General features: G+C 67.0%; 16 protein-coding genes, 1 pseudogene and 1 riboswitch. Of the genes and pseudogenes, 15 read left to right on the forward strand and 2 right to left on the reverse strand.

The window, feature by feature from the left end; all coding sequences use genetic code 11:
- Nucleotides 1-98, forward strand: a pseudogene (locus AC2FME_RS13470) (IS5/IS1182 family transposase); the annotation flags it as partial.
- A 424-nt stretch (nt 99-522) separates the two neighbouring features.
- Here AC2FME_RS13470 and AC2FME_RS13475 read toward each other — a convergent pair.
- Nucleotides 523-1479, reverse strand: coding sequence for an NAD(P)-dependent oxidoreductase (locus AC2FME_RS13475; protein ID WP_496800679.1), 957 nt, complete (start codon nt 1477-1479; stop codon nt 523-525).
- Between the two features lie 108 nt (nt 1480-1587).
- Here AC2FME_RS13475 and AC2FME_RS13480 point away from each other — a divergent pair, with 108 nt between their 5' ends.
- From AC2FME_RS13480 to cobJ, 8 genes are all read left to right on the forward strand, one after another.
- Entirely contained in the window at nt 1588-2463 is an 876-nt protein-coding gene (locus AC2FME_RS13480) for a LysR family transcriptional regulator (RefSeq protein WP_496800680.1), read from the forward strand.
- Between the two features lie 72 nt (nt 2464-2535).
- A riboswitch (cobalamin riboswitch) is annotated at nt 2536-2740 on the forward strand.
- An 82-nt stretch (nt 2741-2822) separates the two neighbouring features.
- On the forward strand, nt 2823-3206 hold the full coding sequence (locus AC2FME_RS13485; protein WP_496800681.1) for a DUF1636 family protein: 384 nt from the start codon (nt 2823-2825) through the stop codon (nt 3204-3206).
- Nucleotides 3207-3208: 2 nt separating this feature from the next.
- Nucleotides 3209-4264 carry a cobalamin biosynthesis protein CobW gene (gene cobW, locus AC2FME_RS13490; RefSeq protein ID WP_496800682.1) on the forward strand — a complete coding sequence of 352 codons (1056 nt, stop codon included), beginning with the start codon at nt 3209-3211 and terminating at the stop codon, nt 4262-4264.
- A gap of 6 nt (nt 4265-4270) precedes the next feature.
- Nucleotides 4271-7564, forward strand: a complete 3294-nt coding sequence (gene cobN / locus AC2FME_RS13495) for a cobaltochelatase subunit CobN (RefSeq protein ID WP_496800683.1) — start codon at nt 4271-4273, stop codon at nt 7562-7564.
- Nucleotides 7561-8688, forward strand: a complete 1128-nt coding sequence (cobG, locus tag AC2FME_RS13500) for a precorrin-3B synthase (RefSeq protein WP_496800684.1) — start codon at nt 7561-7563, stop codon at nt 8686-8688. Before cobN ends, cobG begins: the two co-directional genes overlap by 4 nt.
- Nucleotides 8688-9317 (forward strand): precorrin-8X methylmutase, encoded by a 630-nt coding sequence (locus tag AC2FME_RS13505; protein ID WP_496800685.1) that lies wholly within the window; start codon nt 8688-8690, stop codon nt 9315-9317. The genes cobG and AC2FME_RS13505 overlap by 1 nt, the downstream gene beginning before the upstream one ends.
- Entirely contained in the window at nt 9314-10042 is a 729-nt protein-coding gene (locus tag AC2FME_RS13510) for a precorrin-2 C(20)-methyltransferase (protein WP_496800686.1), read from the forward strand. The genes AC2FME_RS13505 and AC2FME_RS13510 overlap by 4 nt, the downstream gene beginning before the upstream one ends.
- Nucleotides 10039-10791 (forward strand): precorrin-3B C(17)-methyltransferase, encoded by a 753-nt coding sequence (gene cobJ, locus AC2FME_RS13515; RefSeq protein WP_496688981.1) that lies wholly within the window; start codon nt 10039-10041, stop codon nt 10789-10791. The genes AC2FME_RS13510 and cobJ overlap by 4 nt, the downstream gene beginning before the upstream one ends.
- On the opposite strand, the gene AC2FME_RS13520 is transcribed toward cobJ, so the two are convergent.
- Complete coding sequence (locus tag AC2FME_RS13520; protein WP_496800687.1) at nt 10764-11513, reverse strand: cobalt-precorrin-6A reductase; 750 nt, start codon at nt 11511-11513, stop codon at nt 10764-10766. The genes cobJ and AC2FME_RS13520 overlap by 28 nt on opposite strands.
- Here AC2FME_RS13520 and cbiE point away from each other — a divergent pair.
- The 6 genes from cbiE to cobF are packed head-to-tail and all read left to right on the forward strand — an operon-like array spanning nt 11512 to nt 16637.
- Nucleotides 11512-12711, forward strand: a complete 1200-nt coding sequence (cbiE, locus tag AC2FME_RS13525; RefSeq protein ID WP_496800688.1) for a precorrin-6y C5,15-methyltransferase (decarboxylating) subunit CbiE — start codon at nt 11512-11514, stop codon at nt 12709-12711. The genes AC2FME_RS13520 and cbiE overlap by 2 nt on opposite strands.
- On the forward strand, nt 12708-13076 hold the full coding sequence (locus AC2FME_RS13530) for a cobalamin biosynthesis protein (RefSeq protein ID WP_496800689.1): 369 nt from the start codon (nt 12708-12710) through the stop codon (nt 13074-13076). Before cbiE ends, AC2FME_RS13530 begins: the two co-directional genes overlap by 4 nt.
- Nucleotides 13073-13867 carry a precorrin-4 C(11)-methyltransferase gene (cobM, locus tag AC2FME_RS13535; protein ID WP_496800690.1) on the forward strand — a complete coding sequence of 265 codons (795 nt, stop codon included), beginning with the start codon at nt 13073-13075 and terminating at the stop codon, nt 13865-13867. Before AC2FME_RS13530 ends, cobM begins: the two co-directional genes overlap by 4 nt.
- Nucleotides 13860-15176: a cobyrinic acid a,c-diamide synthase CobB gene (locus AC2FME_RS13540; RefSeq protein WP_496800691.1), complete on the forward strand. Its 1317-nt coding sequence runs from the start codon at nt 13860-13862 to the stop codon at nt 15174-15176. The genes cobM and AC2FME_RS13540 overlap by 8 nt, the downstream gene beginning before the upstream one ends.
- Entirely contained in the window at nt 15173-15901 is a 729-nt protein-coding gene (cobA, locus tag AC2FME_RS13545; RefSeq protein WP_496711730.1) for a uroporphyrinogen-III C-methyltransferase, read from the forward strand. The genes AC2FME_RS13540 and cobA overlap by 4 nt, the downstream gene beginning before the upstream one ends.
- Nucleotides 15894-16637: a precorrin-6A synthase (deacetylating) gene (cobF, locus tag AC2FME_RS13550; protein WP_496800692.1), complete on the forward strand. Its 744-nt coding sequence runs from the start codon at nt 15894-15896 to the stop codon at nt 16635-16637. Before cobA ends, cobF begins: the two co-directional genes overlap by 8 nt.
- Nucleotide 16638 lies beyond the last annotated feature (1 nt).

Below are 16638 nucleotides of genomic sequence, written 5' to 3' on the forward strand. Positions count from 1 at the left end.
TCAAGGATTGGCGGCGGGTGGCAACCCGCTACGACAGATGCCCGAAAGTCTTCCTGTCCGCCATCGCCCTTGCCGCTCTCGTCATATACTGGTTATGAGTCCTGACCCTAGCCACAACACAGATACGCTGATTGGCTATTTCATTGGCGACGTAAGTGGATTGTTCGCATGTATGCTAATCCTCATGCTGGCTTTTAAAGTCATGCGCGAGACAGCTGAAAAAGCAAATAAAATCAACTAATTGCGGAAAAGCTTAACTGTACACAAAACGGCACACAACGAAAACTTTCCCGCGCATAACATTGAATTTCATTGGTTATTTTTGATGTCGATCTCTTGCAAATCCGTGTACACCGGTTCGATTCCGGTACTCGCCTCCACTGCTCCGACTTGGTTCCGCATCGCTGCCTTCCGATTGGTCGAAATCCAGCTCGAACTGTTCTTGGCCGCGCAAGGGGACACTGCCACCTTGGGTTTCAAGCAAGACGCCCCCCGAAGGCCGCCGTTTTGCTGACCGTCGGTTCAGACCGTGCTTCGGCCTTGCGGAATCACCTCGTACCCCGGCTCTTCAGGTTCATCGTCCTGCATCTCGGCCGGAAAACCGGGCGCGGTAATGCTCAGCCCGGTTGCATCCTCGAGCCGTCGAATGACGTTGGGCGACAGCTCGCGCGCGCCATAGCGGGCGATGGCGTCGTCGAAAATCTTGATCATCAACGGGTTCATCTCCAACGGCACGCCGGCGCGGTCTGCGACCTCCTGGAACAGGCCGATATCCTTTTTCACCAGGTCCATGGTGAAGGAAATGTCGCGCGAGCCGTTCAGGATCACTTGGCTTTCGGTCTCATGCACGAAGGACGTACCGGACGAGATCTTGATCGCCTCGTAGGTGGTGTTCAGGTCCATCCCGGCGGCCTTGGCGGTCACCAGCGCCTCGGCGCAGGTGATCAGGTTGGCTGTGGCCAGATAGTTGGTCAACACCTTCAGAACCGAGGCAGTGCCCAGATCGCCGGTATGCAGGATGCGCCGGCCCATCGTCGTCAGGAACGGCAGAATCCGCTCGAACGTGGCCCGGTCGCAGCCCGCGAAGATCGAGATATTGCCCGTGGCCGCCCGGTGGCACCCGCCCGAAACCGGGCAGTCCACCGCCGCGCCGCCGCGTTCGATCACCATGGCCCCAAGCCGTTTGACCTCGGCCTCATCGGTGGTGGACATCTCCATCCAGATCTTGCCGTGGCTCACCTCGGGCAGCATCTGCTGCATCACCGCGTCCGAGGCAGCGGGCGACGGCAGGCAGGTGATGACCGCATCGCAATCGCGCATCATCTGGGCCGGGCTTTCGCCGGCCTTGGCCCCCTTGGCCGCGAATTCCGCCACAAGATCGGGGTTCAGGTCGTACACCGTCAGGTCGATACCGTTGCGCAGCAGCGACCCCGACAGCTTGCCCCCCACATTGCCCAAACCGATGAACCCGACCTTCATGTTCTGCCCTCCCGCAGGCGCGTTTTCGTTGGCCCGAGTATTTCCGTTGCCCATCGACAAAAGAAACGAATAATAAAGCTATCTATACAAAAATTATTTTGGTGCTGAATGGACCGCCTGCCCAATCCGGCGTGGTTGCGCAGCTTCGAGACCGCCGCCCGCCACCTGAATTTCACCACTGCCGCGCAAGAACTGGGCCTGACCCAGACGGCGGTATCGCTGCATATCCGCTCGCTCGAGGCGGACCTCGGGCAGCCGCTTTTTGCCCGCAACGCGCGACACCTGTCGCTGACCGAGCTGGGCCAGTCGTATGCACTGACCGTGCGCCGGGCGCTGTCGGATATCGCGCTGTCCACCAACAGCCTATTCGGCCCCGCCTCGCGACAGGCGCTGACCATCCGGGCGGCGATATCGACGATGACCTACTGGATCGCGGCCGAGCTGCCCGCGTTCAGCGCCCAGCACCCCGAGATCCCGGTGCGGCTTGTGTCGCATATCTGGAACGACTCGGCCACGCCCGCGGATGTAGACGTGGAAATCCGGCTGGGCTATGGCGACTGGCCCGGTGTTGCGGCGGACCGACTGTGCTCGGAACGGCTGGTGCCCGTCTGCCGGGCGCAGGACTCGTCGCCAGACCTGCAAAACGGCCCGTTGATCCACATTCTGGGGTACGAGGACAACTGGGCGCGGTACTTCGAGGCCACGGGCATCGACCTGCCCGACCGCCCCGCGCGCCATTCGGCGGATACGACCGTCACGGCGCTGCAACTGGTGATGGCCGGCGCGGGCTACGCCACCGTTCTGGAGCGGTTCGCGCGCAACGCCATCGCCCAGGGTGCGCCGATCCGGATTGCGGGGCCGGCGATTCCCTTTGCCCAGTCGCATTACCTGATCCGCAGCGTCAGCGCGGCGCCTCCGTCCATCCCTGCCCAGTTGTTCCTGGCCTGGCTGCGCGACTGCCTGGCCAGCGATGCCGCGGATTGATCCTGGCAAGTCGCTTTTTCGATCCGAGGCAAGGCACTTGGCCCCGCGCGCTTGACAACCCCCCTGCCCGTGCCGCATGTCGCTTGCGTTGGTGTCTGTGCAAGCAGATGAAAAGGGAATGCGTCAGCGGTTTTCCGTCAAACGCAGCCGCCCCCGCGACCGTGACCGGAGAGGGTGCCCAAATGCCACTGGCCGCAGGCCGGGAAGGCAGGACATCCGACAGAGCACCGCTCTGACATCCGCAAGCCGGGAGACCTGCCAACGCCCGAAGACAAACCGGACGGGGTGTTCCGGTGTCGGGCCCATGTCGGCAACGTGGCCCGCGCATACCCCGTCCCCCGACAACCAATAGAGGGGGGATGAGAGACGTGACCGAGACCGCACCAGTCGAGCTGCTGGTCTGCACCACCTGCCGACGCGGGCTGCCCATCGAGGATGACGCCCAGCGCCCCGGCACGCTGCTGCACAAGGCGCTGGCCGCAGCCGACCTGCCCGAAGGCATCACCCTGAAGCCGGTCGAATGCCTGTCTAACTGCGATCAGGGCTGCTCAATCGTTCTGCGAGGCGGGCCGTCGCGCTGGACCTTCGTCTACGAGAACCTGAACGAATCCGACCATGTCGAGATCATTGTCGAAGGCGCCACCAAGTACTTGGCCACCGAAGATGGCCTTGTGAGATGGCGCGACCGCCCCGAACATTTCCGCAAGAACTGCGCCGCCCGCATTCCCCCGATTGGAGCCTGAGCATGAGCACCCTCGAAAAACTTCCCGTCACCGTCATCACCGGCTTTCTCGGCTCGGGCAAGACCACGCTGATCCGCCACCTGATGCAGAACCCGCAGGGCAAGCGCCTGGCCGTGGTGGTCAACGAATTCGGCGATGTGGGTGTCGATGGCGAAATCCTGAAGAGCTGCGCCATCCCCGAATGCCCGGCGGAAAACATCATGGAACTGGCCAATGGCTGCATCTGTTGCACCGTGGCTGATGACTTCATCCCCACGATCGAGGCGCTGATGGCGCTGGACCCGCGCCCTGATCACATCCTGATCGAAACCAGCGGTCTGGCCTTGCCGAAACCGCTGCTCAAGGCGTTCGACTGGCCCGATATCCGTTCCAAGATCACCGTGGACGGCGTGATCGCCCTGGCCGATGCCGAGGCCGTGGCCGCAGGCCGCTTTGCCCCGAATGTCGCGGCGGTGGACGCCCAGCGCATGGCCGATGACTCGATCGACCACGAAACACCCCTGTCCGAGGTGTTCGAGGACCAGATCTCGTGCGCCGACATCATCCTGCTGACCAAGCCCGACCTGGCCCGCCCCGAAGGCGTGGCCAAAGCGCGCGAGATCATCGCCGCCGAGGCGCCCCGCCCCCTGCCCGTGGTCGAAGTGGCCGAAGGTGCGGTAGACGTGCGCGTGGTGCTGGGGCTAGGCGCCGCGGCCGAGGACGACATGGACGCCCGCCCCTCGCATCACGATGGCCATGACGACCACGAACATGATGATTTCGAAAGCATCGTGGTCGAACTGCCCGAACAGACCGACCCGGCGCAGTTGGTCGCCAATATCGAACGTCTGGCGAACGAGCTGAACATCCTGCGGGTCAAGGGCTATGCCGCCGTTCAGGGCAAGCCGATGCGTCTGCTGGTCCAGGCGGTCGGCGCGCGGGTGCGGCACCAGTATGACCGCCCGTGGAAACCGGACGAAGAGCGCCGCTCGCGCCTTGTGGTCATCGCCGAGCATCACGACATCGACGAATCCGCGATCCGTGGCATCCTGACAGGCGTCACCGAGGCCGTCGAGTAAGCACCAATGCACGTCGTCTTCCGCGAAAGCCACGGGCTCGAAGAAACCGAGACCCCGACCGATCTGGGCCAGAGCCCGGCGGATCTGGTGGTGTTGTCCTTTTCGGATAGCGATCTGGGTGCTTTCGCGGCCGGCTGGCATCGCGGCGGCGGGCCCGAGGGGCGGATGCCCTCGTTGCGGCTGGCGAACCTGACGGCGCTGAAACATCCGCTGTCGGTCGATACCTATGTCGAGCAGACGCTGGAGGGCGCCAAGGGCATCCTGATCCGCCTGATCGGCGGCGTGCCCTACTGGTCCTACGGGTTGCAGCAGGTGCTGGCGCTGGCGCAGGCCAAGGGCATCGCGCTGGCGGTGCTGCCCGCCGACGGGCGCGAGGATACGCGGCTGGACGATTATTCGACCCTGCCGGTCTCGACCCTGCGGCGACTGGCGCATCTGTGCGACACCGGTGGCGAGGTCGCGGCCCAAGCCGCACTGGCGCAGATGGCGCTGGCGGCGGGGCTCTATGCCGGGCCGGTTATGGGGGCCAAGACCCTGCCCGAATGCGGAGCGTGGTGCCCGGATCGCGGTGTGATCGCACCCGAGGACGCCTTCGCGGGCGAAGGCCGGCGCATCATCGTGACCTTCTACCGCGCCTATCTGACTTCGGCCGATACCGCGCCGGTAGCGGCCCTGATCCGGGAAGTCCGCTCGCGGGGTCATCAGGCGGTGGGGCTGTTCGCACCCTCGCTCAAAGCGCCTGCGGCGGCGCAATGGCTGGCTGAGAACATCCCAGCGATGGCGCCCTCGGCCATCATCAATGCCACCTCGTTTTCGGGCAAGGGCGCGTCGGGCACATCGCCCTTGGACGTGGCGGGCGTGCCGGTGTTTCAGGTCGCTCTGGCCACTTCGCGCCGCAAGGCCTGGGCTGAGGCCGAGCGCGGCCTGTCGCCTGCCGATCTGGCCATGCATGTTGTGCTGCCCGAGGTGGACGGGCGCATCTCGGCCGGTGTCGCCTCGTTCAAGGAACCGGGCAAGCGCGACCCGCATCTTGAGTACTCCCGCTTCGCCCACCGCCCCGAGCCCGACCGGATTGCCGCCATCGTCGACCGGGCGATGGCCTGGGTGGACCTGGCCGAGAAACCAAAGGCGCAACAGGTACCCGCGCTGGTCCTGTCCACCTATCCCGGCAAGGACTGGCAGATGGCCCATGCGGTGGGGCTGGACGCGCTGGCCTCGGCCGAGGCGATCCTGTCCGACCTGCAGGGCGCGGGGTATGACACCGCCCCCGCCCAGCCGATTGCCGACACGCTGCTGGACGCCCGGATTTCATGGCCGGTCTCGGCATACCGCGCCGCACTTGCGCAACTGCCAGAAGCGTTGCGCGCCGATCTGGAAACCGTCTGGGGTGCGCCCGAGGATGACCCGGCCTGCGCCGATGGGGCATTCCACTTCACCGCGCTTCGGCGCGGCAAGGCGCTGGTGGCGCTGCAGCCCGAACGCGGCACTCCGGAATTGCGGGACGACGAATATCACGACCTGTCGCGCACGCCCCGGCACGGATATGTGGCCTTTTACCTGTGGCTGAGGCACGGGTTGGGGACGGATGCGCTGATTCATATCGGCGCACACGGAACGTTGGAATGGCTGCCGGGCAAATCGGTGGCGCTCTCGGCGGAATGCTGGCCCGAGGCGCTGATCGGCGATCTGCCGGTGATCTACCCGTTCATCGTGAACGATCCGGGCGAAGCCGCGCAGGCCAAGCGCCGGATCGGGGCCGTCACGCTGGGCCACATCCCGCCGCCGATGAAGCAGAGCAGCACGCCCGACCGCATGGTGCGGTTGGAATCGCTGCTGGACGAGTTCTCGAACGCCGACGGGCTGGACCCCAAGCGGCGCGACCTGCTGCAGGCCGATATCCGTGACGAGGCCCGCGCCATCGGGCTCGAGGCCGATCTGGGGCTGGATCAGGCCACCAGCACCGCCGAGGCGATCACCCGCATCGACCGTTTCGTCTGTGACATCAAGGAAAGCCAGTTCGGCGACGGGCTGCATGTCTTTGGCCGCGCGCCGCAGAGTGCGGGCAATTTCGACACTGCCGCGTCGGCACAGGCCGAACGGCAGGCCCTGCTGGATGCTTTGGCCGGCAAACGGATCGAGGCCGGGCCGTCCGGCTCGCCCTATCGCGGGCGCACCGACGTGCTGCCCACGGGCCGCAACCTGTTCACCACCGATCCGCGCTCCGTCCCGACCCGCGCGGCCTATGCGCAGGGGGTGAAACTGGCCGAAGAACTGGTGCGCCGCCACCTGCAGGAGGAAGGCGACTATCCCAAGGGCCTGATCGTCGATCTGTGGGGCTCGGCCACGATGCGTACGGCGGGCGAGGAATTCGCCATGGCGCTGCACCTGCTGGGCGTCAAACCGGTCTGGGATCCGGGGTCGGAGCGCGTGAGCGGGATCGAGGTTCTGCCGATCACCGATCTGGAGCGCCCCCGGCTGGACGTGACTCTGCGCGTCTCGGGCCTGTTCCGCGACGTGTTCCCGACCCTGTCGGCCCTGTTCGGACAGGCGGTCCGGGCGCTGTCGGAACGCGACGAGGCGCCCGACTGGAACCCCTATGCGGGTCAGCCGCCCACCGCCCGCGTCTATGGCCCGGCGCCAGGCAGCTATGGGCTGAACATGACCCACCTGTCGGAAACCTATACAGACGAGGCGCGCGCGCAGGCCGGTCAGGCCTGGCTGGACGCCAGTGCCTTTGCCTTCGAGGGCGAGCACATCGCCCACGACCCCGACGGGATCACCCAGCGCGTGGCGCAGGCCGACAGTTTCGTGCACCTGCAGGACCTGACCGAAACCGACCTGCTGCTGGCAAACGACTATGCCACGCACGAGGCCGGCTTTGCCGCCGCCAAAAAGCTGACCGGCGGGCAGGCGCAGTTGTATCATCTGGACAATACGCGCCCTGAAACACCCCGCGCCCGCACTCTGCCCGAGGAAATCAGCCGCGTGGTCCATGCGCGCGCCGCCAATCCTGACTGGATCACCGGGATGCAGCGCCACGGCTTCCGCGGTGCGGCCGAGATCGCGGCAACGCTCGACCACATGGCGTCTTTCGCGCATTTGTCAGGCAGCGTCGCCCCGCATCTGTTCGACCTCTACCACGATGCGACCTTGGGCAACCCCGAGGTGGACGCGTTCCTGCAGCAGGCCAATCCGCAGGCCCATCAAGCCATGCAGGACCGGTTCCGCGCGCTGTACGAGGCCGGGCTGTGGAACACCCGCCGCAACTCGATCCGCGCCGATCTGGAGGGGCTGGGATGAGCGCCCCGGTCGTTCAGGGCTGGTGCCCCGGCGCGCATCGCCCGATGATGTCCGGCGACGGGTTGGTGGTACGGGTGCGCCCGCGTCTGGCCCGGCTGAGCGCCGCGCAGACGCTGGGGCTGTGTGATCTGGCCCTGCGGTTCGGCAACGGGACCATCGACCTGACCAACCGCGCCAACCTGCAACTGCGCGGCGTGGCCGAGACGGACCATCATGCGCTGCTGGCCGAGCTGTCGGCGCTGAACCTTCTGGATCCTGAACCGGGGCTTGAGACCCGGCGCAACATCCTTGTGTCGCCGCTGTATCAACCGGGCGACCTGACCACGCGCCTGACACAGGCATTGGTCGACCGGCTGGGCGACCTGCCCGCCCTGCCCGCCAAGTTCGGCTTTGCGGTGGATACCGACCAGGCGCGGCTGCTGGCCGGGGACTCGGCCGATATTCGGCTGGAGCGGGGACCTTCGGGCCTGATCCTGCGCGCCGACGGGGCCGAGACCGGCCGTTTGGTGACCGAGGACGCGGCGATCGACTGCGTGATCGAACTGGCCCAGTGGTTCGCCGAGCGCTTCACTTCTGACACCCGCCGCATGGCCCGTCTGATCGCAGCGCAGGAGCTGCCCAAGGAATGGCAGGGCCACGCCCCCGGACCCACGGCCCACCCGCTGCAACCCGGCAATAGCGCAATCGGCCCGATCTACGGCGCGGCCTTCGGGCAACTGCCCGCCGACAACCTGCGCGCGCTGGTCGAAGCCTCGGGCGCCGCTGCCCTGCGTGTCACGCCCTGGCGGTTGTTCCTGCTGGAAGGCGGGGCGGCGACCCCCGCCCCGGCCTTCGTGACCGACGGCGCCGACCCCCTGTTGGCCACCGACGCCTGCCCCGGCGCGCCATTCTGCCCGCAGGCGCAGGCCGAGACCCGCGCCATCGCCCGCGCGCTGGCCCCGCGTGTGTCCGGCAGCCTGCATGTCTCGGGCTGCGCAAAAGGCTGCGCGCGCATGGGCGCAGCCGATCTGACGCTGGTGGGCCGCGACGGGCGCTTTGATCTTGTAAAACACGGCCGCGCGGGAGATGAGCCCCTGCAGCGCGGGCTGGACCCCGAAACACTGAAGACCATGGACCTGACCTGATGCCCTATGAATACGAAACCGACGGCGCGGCGATCTACAAGCAATCCTTCGCCACGATCCGGGCCGAGGCCGATCTGGCCCGTTTCGACCCCGACGAAGAGCAGGTCGCCGTCCGCATGATCCATGCCGCCGGGATGGTCGGTCTGGAAGAGTTCATCCATTTCTCACCCGGCTTCGTGGGCACCGCGCGCGCGGCGCTGGAGAACGGCGCGCCGATCCTGTGCGACGCGCGGATGGTGTCCGAAGGCGTCACCCGCTTTCGCCTGCCCGCCGACAATCAGATCATCTGCACGCTGCAGGACGAGCGCGTGCGCCCGCTGGCCGAGAAGATGGGCAACACCCGATCCGCCGCCGCGCTGGAACTGTGGCGCCCGCACCTTGAAGGCGCGCTTGTCGCCATCGGCAACGCGCCCACGGCGCTGTTTCACCTGCTGAACATGCTCGAGGACCCAGACTGCCCCCGCCCCGCCGCGATCATCGGCTGCCCGGTGGGATTTGTCGGCGCGGTCGAATCCAAGGACGCGCTGTGGGAGGCCCAGCCCGTCCCCAGCTGCATCGTCAAGGGTCGTCTGGGCGGCAGCGCCATCACCGTCGCCGCGATCAACGCCATCGCAAGCCGGGCGGAATGACCATGGGCACGATCTATGGCGTGGGCCTCGGCCCAGGCGATCCCGATTTGATGAGCGTCCGGGCCGACCGCCTGTTGCGCAACGCGAAACACGTGGCCTATTTCCGCAAGCCCGGCCGAAGCGGGCAGGCGCGCAAGATCGTCAACGGGATGATCCGCGACGATGCGGTCGAGTTTCCCATGGAATACCCAGTCACAACCGAGATCCCGGTCTCCGATCCGCGCTACAACGCGCTTCTGGCCGAGTTCTACGAACGCTGCACCGCGCGCTTGAAAGAACTGGCCGATCAGGGCGAGGACGTGGTGGTGTTGTGCGAGGGAGACCCGTTCTTTTATGGCTCGTTCATGCATCTCTACACCCGCCTGCGCGACGTGGTGCCCGTCGAGGTGGTGCCGGCGATCACCGGCATGTCGGGCGCTTGGACGGCCTCGGGTGATCCGATCACCTGGGGCGACGACATCCTGACGGTGCTGATGGGCACCCTGCCCGAAGAGGTTCTGGCCGACCGAATGGCGCGCACCGACGCGCTGGTGGTTATGAAGATCGGCCGCAACATCGACAAGGTGAAACGCGCGCTCAAAACGGCGGGCCTGTTCGACCGGGCCTGGATCGTGGAATACGCGCAGATGCCCAACCAGACCGTCCGCAAGCTGAGCGACGCCTGCACCGAGGTCACGCCCTATTTCTCGATCATCATCGTGCACGGACAGGGGCGGCGGCCATGAACGGCTGGGTCAAGATCGCCGGGCTTGGCCCCGGAAACGAGGCGCTGGTGACCCCCGAGGTGACCGCCGCCTTGGCCGATGCGACTGATGTGGTGGGCTATATTCCCTACGTCGCGCGGGTGGCTGAACGGCCGGGCCTGACCCTGCACGCCAGCGATAACCGGGTCGAGATCGACCGCTCGCAGCACGCGCTGCGCATGGCGGCCGAGGGCAAGCGGGTGGTCGTGGTCTCGTCGGGCGACCCGGGCGTGTTTGCCATGGCTGCCGCCGTGTTCGAGGCGCTGGAAAACGGCCCCGACACCTGGCACGAGATCCCTGTCGAGGTTCTGCCCGGCATCACCGCCATGCTGGCCGCCGCGGCCCGGGCGGGCGCGCCGCTGGGCCATGATTTCTGCGCCATCAACCTCAGCGACAACCTCAAGCCCTGGGCCGTGATCGAGAAACGCCTGCGGCTGGCCGCGCAGGCCGATTTCGCAATGGCCTTTTACAATCCCCGCTCGAAGTCGCGGCCTGAAGGCTTTGTAAAGACGCTGGAAATCCTACGGCAGGAATGCGAGCCCGAGCGTCTGATCCTGTTCGCTCGCGCCGTATCGCGCCCAGACGAGGCGATCCGCATCGCGACCCTGGCCGAGGCAACGCCCGACATGGCCGACATGCAGACGGTGGTGATCGTCGGCTCGTCGCTGACCCGCGTCATCGACCGGCCCATCGGCCCCATCGTCTATACTCCAAGGTCCACGCCGGAATGAGCCAGCCAGTCCAGAACCTGCGGCACGCTTGTCAACTCGACCCGGCGGGGCAGCCTGGGCCGGTCGATCATCAGCACCGGGATGCCCAACGCTCGCGCGGCGTCCAGCTTGGCGCGGGCCCCGGTGCCGCCAGCGTTCTTGGACACCACCAGTTCGGTTCGGTGCCAGCGCATCAGCGCCGTGTCGTCCTGAACGGAGAACGGCCCGCGCGACACGACGACCTCGCAATCGGCAAAGGGCAACGCGCCGGGTTCATCGACCAGCCGCAGAAGATAGTGATGCTGGGGCTGCGCCGCGAAATCATCAAGATGCATGCGCCCCACCGCAAGGAACACCCGACGCGGCGGCCCGGCCAGCGCGGCAACGGCGCTGGCGATGTCGGGCACGCGTTGCCACCGGTCGCCGGGCGCGGCCGTCCATTCCGCGCGGGTCAGCGCGGCCAGCGGCGTCTGCGTTTGCTGGCAGGCGGCGATGGCATTGCGGCTCATCTGCGCGGCAAAGGGATGGGTCGCGTCGATCACATGGGTCACGCCGGTGTCGCGGATATGACGCGCCAGACCCTCGGGCCCGCCAAAGCCACCCACGCGCGTGGGCAGCGGTTGCGGCCGCGGGTTGTCGACCCGGCCCGCATAGGAATAGGTTGCCGCCACACCCAAATCCGCCACGGCGCGGGCCAATGCGTTGGCCTCGGTCGTGCCGCCAAGGATCAGGAGGTTGGGCATGTCTGAAACTCCGTGGCTGACCATTCTGGGCCTGGGCGAGGATGGACTGGATGGACTGTCGGCCGCAAGCCGTCAAGAGTTGGAGCGTGCCGAGGTCATCATGGGCCCGCCCCGGCACCTGTCACTGGTTCCCGAAACCGGCGCCGAACGCATTGCGTGGCCTGTGCCGTTCGCTGACGGGCTGCCTATCCTGCAGGGGCTGAAGGGTCGGCGCACAGTGGTGCTGGCCTCGGGTGATCCGTTCTGGTTTGGCTCCGGGTCGGTGATCGCGCGCAATTTCGCCCCCGAAGACTGGGTGGCACGGCCGGGGCAGTCGACCTTCTCGCTGGCGGCCGCGCGGTTGGGCTGGCCGTTAGAAAGCACTGCCACCTTCGGTCTGCACGCCGCCCCCCTGACCCGCCTGCGTCCGCATCTGTCCCGCGGCCTGCGCGCCATCATCTTGCTGCGCGACGGTGCCGCGGTGGCCGAGTTGGCCCGCTATCTGACCGAGACCGGGTTCGACGATACGACCCTGCACGTGATGGAGGCCCTCGGCGGCCCTCGGGAACGCGCGCGCAGCATGCCCCTGACCGAAGCCCTGCTGGGTTCGTTCGAGCATCCGGTCTGCGTTGCGCTCGAGGTTTCGGGCGACGGGCGTGCGCTGCCGTTGGCCTCGGGCAAACCCGACGAGATCTTCGAAACCGATGGGCAGATCACCAAACGGCCGGTGCGCGCGCTGACCCTGTCGGCGCTGGCGCCCGCTCGGGGCGAGCATCTGTGGGACATCGGCGGCGGCAGCGGCTCGATCGGCATCGAGTGGCTGATGTGCGACCCGTCCCTGACCGCCACCACGATCGAGCCGCGCGCAGACCGCGCCGCGCGCATCCGCACCAATGCCGACGCGCTGGGACAGGATCGGTTGCAGATCATCCATGGCCGGGCGCCTGACGCGCTGGACGGCCTACCCTTGCCTGACGTGGTGTTCATCGGCGGCGGGCTGAGCGACGCGCTGCTGGACTGGCTTGCGGCCAACCTGCCCTCGGACACCCGGCTGGTGGCCAACGCCGTGACACTGGAAAGCGAAGCAGTGCTGAGCCAATGGCACGCCAAGCTGGGCGGCGACCTGCTGCGGATCGAGCTGGCGCAGGCGGGCGACCTCGGCCCCCGGCGTGGCTGGAAATCGGCCTATCCGGTCGTTCAGTGGAGCGTGACCCTATGATCGTAGCCGGGCTTGGGTTTTCGTCCACCGCGACCTGCGCCAGCCTGCGGGCCGCGTTCGACCGCGCCACCGCCGGGCACGCGGTGGACGTGCTGGCCACCGCCGCCGACAAAGCCGGCCACCCGGCGCTGGCCGAATTTGCCGCCGCCTGCGCCCTGCCCCTGCATTTCGCGGACCCGGCCGATCTGGCCGGGCAACGCACCCTCACCTGCTCGCCCCGCAGCCGCGCCAGTCATGGCACCGGCAGCGTGGCCGAAGCTTCCGCCCTTGCCGCCGCCGGACCGGGCGCGCGGCTGCTTTCACCCCGACAGATCTCGGACGACCGGCTTGCCACCTGCGCGGTCGCCATCGGAGGACAGACATGACCGTTCATTTTATCGGCGCCGGACCGGGCGCCGCCGACCTTCTGACCCTGCGCGGACGCGACATCATCGCCGCTTGCCCGGTGTGCCTGTATGCCGGGTCGCTTGTGCCCGAGGAGATCCTGGCGCACTGCCCCGAAGGCGCGCGCATCATGAACACCGCGCCGATGGATCTGGATCAGATCATGGCTGAAATCAAAACCGCCCATGACGCCGGTCAGGACGTGGCCCGCCTGCATTCGGGCGACCTGTCGGTCTGGTCGGCGATGGGCGAACAGATCCGACGCCTGAAACAGATGGGCATTCCCGTCAGCGTGACCCCCGGCGTTCCGTCCTTTGCCGCCGCCGCGGCCGCTTTGGGCACCGAACTGACCCTGCCCGGGCTGGCACAATCGGTGGTGCTGACGCGGACCCCGGGGCGCGCCTCGTCCATGCCCGAGGGCGAAACGCTGGAAAACTTCGCCCGCACTGGCGCCACACTGGCCATCCACCTGTCGATCGGCAATCTGGACAAGGTAGTGGCTGACCTGACCCCCGCATATGGCGCCGATTGCCCCGTGGCCGTGGTGTACCGCGCCAGCTGGCCGGACGAGCGGATCGTCCGCGCCACCCTGGGCACGTTGAAGGAATCGCTGGACGAGCGCATCTCGCGCACCGCGCTGATCCTGGTCGGGCCGGCGCTGGCCGGTGAAGGATTCGACGAAAGCTGTTTGTATTCAAAGACCTATGACCGCCGTTACCGCCCACAAAGCGCCGACAGCCCGTGGTCGAGCTGGAGTCACGGAGATGACTAACCCGCCCGGACTGCTGATCTCGGCCCCATCCTCGGGGACGGGCAAGACCACGGTGATGCTGGGCCTGCTGCGCGCGCTGGCCGAGGACGGGCTGACCGTGCAACCCTTCAAGAGCGGGCCGGACTACATCGACCCGGCCTTTCACCGGGCGGCGGCGGGGCGGGCCTCGTTCAACCTGGACAGCTGGGCGATGGGCGCGCCATTACTGGGCGCGATTGCAGCGCAGGCCAAAGGCGCCGACATCGTTGTCGCCGAAGGATCGATGGGCCTGTTCGATGGCGTCGCCAAGCCGGGCGAACTGGGCCATGGGTCCAGCGCCGAAACCGCGCTGCGCATGGGTTGGCCCGTGGTTCTGGTGCTGGATGTGGGCGGTCAGGCTCAGTCGGCTGCGGCCACGGCGCTGGGGTTTCGGATGTACAACCCCGACCTGCCCTTTGCTGGCGTGATCCTGAACCGCTGCGCCAGCCAGCGCCACGAACGCCTGACCCGCCTAGGGATGGAGCGCGCGGGCCTGCCGGTTCTGGGCGTTTTGCCCCGGCGCGGCGACCTGACCCTGCCCGAGCGGCATCTGGGCCTGATCCAAGCGGTCGAGCACCCCGATCTGGAAAGCGCGATTGCCGGATACGCGGCCTTCCTGCGCGCGCATGTGGATCTGGAGGCGATCAAGCGGGCGGCCTCCTCGGGCCCGATGGGGCCGTCGTCGGCCGCGCTGCCGCACCCTCCGGCGCAACGGATCGCGCTGGCCCAAGACGCGGCATTTTCCTTTACCTACCCGCATCTTCTGGAAGGCTGGCGAGCGGCCGGGGCCGAGATCCTGCCGTTTTCTCCGCTGGCGGACGAGGCCCCGGCCCCGGATGCCGATCTGGTCTGGTTGCCCGGCGGGTACCCCGAACTGCACGCCGGAACCCTGGCTGCGGCAGAGCGGTTCCTGACCGGCTTGCGCAAACATGCCGAAACGCAGCCCGTGCATGGCGAATGCGGCGGCTACATGGCCTTGGGCCAAGGGCTGATCGACAAGGACGGCACCCGCCACCGGATGGCCGGGCTGCTGGGCCTGGTCACTTCGTACGAAAAGCGCAAATTCAACCTGGGCTATCGCCGGGCCGAGTTGCTGGCCGACATGCCCGGATTCTCTGCTGGAACCGCGCTGCGGGGGCACGAGTTCCACTATTCTTCGATCGTCGAGCAGCCCGATGCGCCCCTGGCACGGGTTTTTGACGCCGAAGGCGCCGAAGGCCCACAGACCGGATCGCTCCGCGGGCATGTCACCGGTACGTTCTTCCATCTGATCGCAGAGGCCAGCGCATGAACGGTTTCGTTTCCTTCATCGGGTCCGGTCCCGGCGACCCAGAGTTGTTGACCCTCAAAGCCGTGGACCGGCTACAAAAGGCCGACGCGGTGCTGTTCGACGATCTCAGCAGCGGGCCGATCCTGAGCCATGCGCGCAAAGAGGCCGACCTTGTGGGCGTGGGTAAGCGCGCCGGGCGGCCCTCGCCCAAGCAGGACCACGTCAGCCGCCTACTGGTGGAGTACGCCCAGACCGGCCAACGAATCGTGCGGCTGAAATCGGGCGATGGCGGCCTGTTCGGGCGGCTCGAAGAGGAACTGGTGGCCCTGCGCGCCGCCGGGATCGCATACGAGATCATTCCGGGCATCCCCTCGGCGATTGCCGCGGCTGCCGCGGCAGGCATCCCGCTGACCCGGCGCCTGACCGCGCGGCGGGTGCAATTCGTCACCGGCCACGATGTCAGCGGCAAGCTGCCCGAGGACCTGAACCTGCCCGCGCTGGCCGACCCGAGCGCGACGACGGTGGTGTTCATGGGCAAGCGCACCTTTCCCATGCTGGCACGGGTTCTGCACACGCATGGGCTTCCGCTGGACACCCCTGCGCTAATGGCCGAATCGGTTTCGACGCCTCAGCAATCGTTGCACCGGTCCACCGTCGGCGCCCTGGCCGAGCGCCTAAACTCCGAGATCGGTACCGCGCCGGCGCTGATCCTCTATGGTCCGCTGGCGGAGAGCGACGATGATTGATCTGGTCTTGGTCGGGATCGGCACCGGCAACCCCGATCATGTGACGCTTCAGGGCGCGCAGGCGATCCGCGCCGCCGATCTGATCCTGATCCCGCGTAAGGGCGCCAACAAGGCCGATCTGGCGGGGGTGCGCGAGGAAATCATCCGCAAGGTCACCGACACACCGCCCCAAATTGCCTATTTCGACATCCCCGAGCGCCGGTCACAGGACGGCTACCTGCGCGGCGTGGATGAATGGCACGACGCAATCGCCCTGCGCTGGCAGGAGGCGATGGCTCGGCACCCCGAGGCACGCACCGTCGCCCTGCTGATCTGGGGCGACCCGTCGCTCTATGACAGTTCGCTGCGAATCGCGGCGCGGCTGGACCCGCAGCCAAACACCACCGTGATCCCAGGCATCACGGCGCTGCAGGCGCTGACGGCGGCCCATGCCATGCCCATCAACGAGATCGGCGCGCCTTATCTGGTCACCACCGGCCGGCGCATCCGCGACGAGGGCTGGCCCAGAGACGCGCATACGGTTGCGGTGATGCTGGATGGCGCGTGTTCGTTCCAGACGCTGAACATGGCCGATTTTGACATCTGGTGGGGGGCTTACGTGGGTATGCCCGAGCAGATCCTGATCAAGGGTCCACTGGCCGATGTGGCCGACGAGATTCTGCGCACGCGCACCGAAGCCCGCGCCCGGCACGGGTGGATCATGGATATCTATGTCCTCAAAAAGCGCGGGATTTGAC

It is taken from the genome of Ruegeria sp. BHSC026, assembly GCF_059613065.1.

Coding starts and splice junctions, on each gene's coding strand:
- AC2FME_RS13475 (WP_496800679.1), bottom strand. CDS start 1,479: ATGAAGGTCGGGTTCATCGGTTTGGGCAATGTGGGGGGCAAGCTGTCG.
- AC2FME_RS13480 (WP_496800680.1), top strand. CDS start 1,588: ATGGACCGCCTGCCCAATCCGGCGTGGTTGCGCAGCTTCGAGACCGCC.
- AC2FME_RS13485 (WP_496800681.1), top strand. CDS start 2,823: ATGAGAGACGTGACCGAGACCGCACCAGTCGAGCTGCTGGTCTGCACC.
- cobW (WP_496800682.1), top strand. CDS start 3,209: ATGAGCACCCTCGAAAAACTTCCCGTCACCGTCATCACCGGCTTTCTC.
- cobN (WP_496800683.1), top strand. CDS start 4,271: ATGCACGTCGTCTTCCGCGAAAGCCACGGGCTCGAAGAAACCGAGACC.
- cobG (WP_496800684.1), top strand. CDS start 7,561: ATGAGCGCCCCGGTCGTTCAGGGCTGGTGCCCCGGCGCGCATCGCCCG.
- AC2FME_RS13505 (WP_496800685.1), top strand. CDS start 8,688: ATGCCCTATGAATACGAAACCGACGGCGCGGCGATCTACAAGCAATCC.
- AC2FME_RS13510 (WP_496800686.1), top strand. CDS start 9,314: ATGACCATGGGCACGATCTATGGCGTGGGCCTCGGCCCAGGCGATCCC.
- cobJ (WP_496688981.1), top strand. CDS start 10,039: ATGAACGGCTGGGTCAAGATCGCCGGGCTTGGCCCCGGAAACGAGGCG.
- cbiE (WP_496800688.1), top strand. CDS start 11,512: ATGTCTGAAACTCCGTGGCTGACCATTCTGGGCCTGGGCGAGGATGGA.
- AC2FME_RS13520 (WP_496800687.1), bottom strand. CDS start 11,513: ATGCCCAACCTCCTGATCCTTGGCGGCACGACCGAGGCCAACGCATTG.
- AC2FME_RS13530 (WP_496800689.1), top strand. CDS start 12,708: ATGATCGTAGCCGGGCTTGGGTTTTCGTCCACCGCGACCTGCGCCAGC.
- cobM (WP_496800690.1), top strand. CDS start 13,073: ATGACCGTTCATTTTATCGGCGCCGGACCGGGCGCCGCCGACCTTCTG.
- AC2FME_RS13540 (WP_496800691.1), top strand. CDS start 13,860: ATGACTAACCCGCCCGGACTGCTGATCTCGGCCCCATCCTCGGGGACG.
- cobA (WP_496711730.1), top strand. CDS start 15,173: ATGAACGGTTTCGTTTCCTTCATCGGGTCCGGTCCCGGCGACCCAGAG.
- cobF (WP_496800692.1), top strand. CDS start 15,894: ATGATTGATCTGGTCTTGGTCGGGATCGGCACCGGCAACCCCGATCAT.